This is a genomic window from Leisingera sp. F5, from assembly GCF_001593695.1.
The window spans coordinates 1-1,447 of record NZ_LUKH01000936.1 but is presented as its reverse complement, the minus strand read 5'-3'; the positions used below and the strand labels follow the sequence as shown (position 1 = coordinate 1,447).

Here is a 1,447-nt window from a genome sequence, read left to right as displayed (position 1 = left end):
TTGCAGCCAAAAGCGGTGATTTGGCGCTAACAGGCGGCATCTTCGGGAAGCCGTTACTTCTCAGATGGGTATCGGGGGCAGAATTTTCCAGCCGGATTGCCGTTTTTGGCTGTCCCAGCGTCTGCTCCTGTGATTTGGAGCCGCGCAAAGCCATGTTAGACCGGGTCGGCAGTTGGCCTTTGGGAGAGTGACTGGACGCAATGAATGATCTGTGGGCAGGACTGAGCCAGGCCTTTTGGCTGCTGGCGACGCTGGACGCGGATCTGGTCGAAATCACCCTGCGCTCATTGCGGGTGACGCTGACCGCGCTGGCGATTGCCTGTGCTATTGCACTGCCGCTGGCGGCGTTTCTGGCGGTGCGCAGGTTCCGGCTGCGCCGGGCCACGATAGCGGTGCTGAATGCGCTGATGGGGCTGCCGCCGGTGGTGGTGGGGCTTGTGGTTTATGTGTTCCTGTCGCGGGCCGGGCCGTTTGGCGTGTTTGGCCTGCTGTTCACGCCCACGGCGATGATCATCGCGCAGGTGATTATTGTTGTTCCCTTGGTGGCTTCGGTTGCGCATCAGTCGCTGCGCGAGCTGTGGAGCGATTACCACGATCTCTTGATCTCGATGAACGCGACCCAGCTGCAGCGCATCAAGGCGCTGCTATGGGACGGTCGCCGGGCGCTGCTGACAGCGGCACTGGCGGGGTTTGGCCGGGCGATTGGCGAGGTCGGTGCGATCATGGTGGTGGGCGGCAATATCGACCACGCAACACGGGTGCTGACCACGGCGATTGCACTGGAAACCGGCAAAGGCGAGTTCGCTATGGCGCTGGGGCTGGGGTTTGTCCTGATCGCGCTGGCAATTGCGGTGAATCTGGCGATTCACTGGCTGGGCCGGACTGAGAGCGAGGGGCGCTGGTGATGCAGATGTTCCCGCTGGTGGCCAAGGGCGCTGTGGTGCGCCGTCGCAGCAAGGTTTTGGTCGGACCGGTGGATCTGACACTGGGCGGGCAGGGCACCTCGATTGTGATTGGTCCCAACGGGGCGGGCAAGACGACACTGTTGAAGATGCTGCATGGCATTGTGCGGATGAACGGCGGCAGCCTGGACTGGGCCTGTCCGCTGGACGAAGCGCAGAAACATCAGGCCTTTGTGTTCCAGACCCCGGTGATGATGCGGCGCTCGGTGATTGACAACATCGCCTATCCGCTGCGGTTGACCGGCATTGCCCGCAAGGAGGCGCGCGCGCGGGCGGCCGATTGGGCAAAACGTGTGGGGCTGGGGGGAATTTTGGAACGCCAGGCGACCATGCTGTCCGGTGGCGAACGGCAAAAACTGGCTCTTGCGCGCGCCCTGGTGCGTGAGCCGCAAGTCTTGTTTCTGGATGAACCCTGTGCGGCGCTGGATGGCCGTGCCACCCGCGAAATCGAGGAAATCCTGGCCCATGCATCCGAGAGCGGCACA

3 protein-coding genes are annotated in these 1,447 nt (G+C 62.8%); all 3 read left to right on the top strand.

The features are described from left to right. Positions 1–191, top strand: a 191-nt coding sequence (locus A2I95_RS37610; RefSeq protein ID WP_291737542.1) for a hypothetical protein, incomplete at its 5' end; no start/stop codon positions are given. Positions 192–200: 9 nt separating this feature from the next. Then, positions 201–905 (top strand): ABC transporter permease, encoded by a 705-nt coding sequence (locus A2I95_RS37605; protein ID WP_027257517.1) that lies wholly within the window; start codon positions 201–203, stop codon positions 903–905. Continuing rightward, positions 905–1,447 (top strand): ATP-binding cassette domain-containing protein (locus A2I95_RS37600; RefSeq protein WP_291737541.1); only part of this gene is annotated, 543 nt, incomplete at its 3' end. The genes A2I95_RS37605 and A2I95_RS37600, both read left to right, overlap by 1 nt.

Coding starts and splice junctions, on each gene's coding strand:
- A2I95_RS37605 (WP_027257517.1), top strand. CDS start 201: ATGAATGATCTGTGGGCAGGACTGAGCCAGGCCTTTTGGCTGCTGGCG.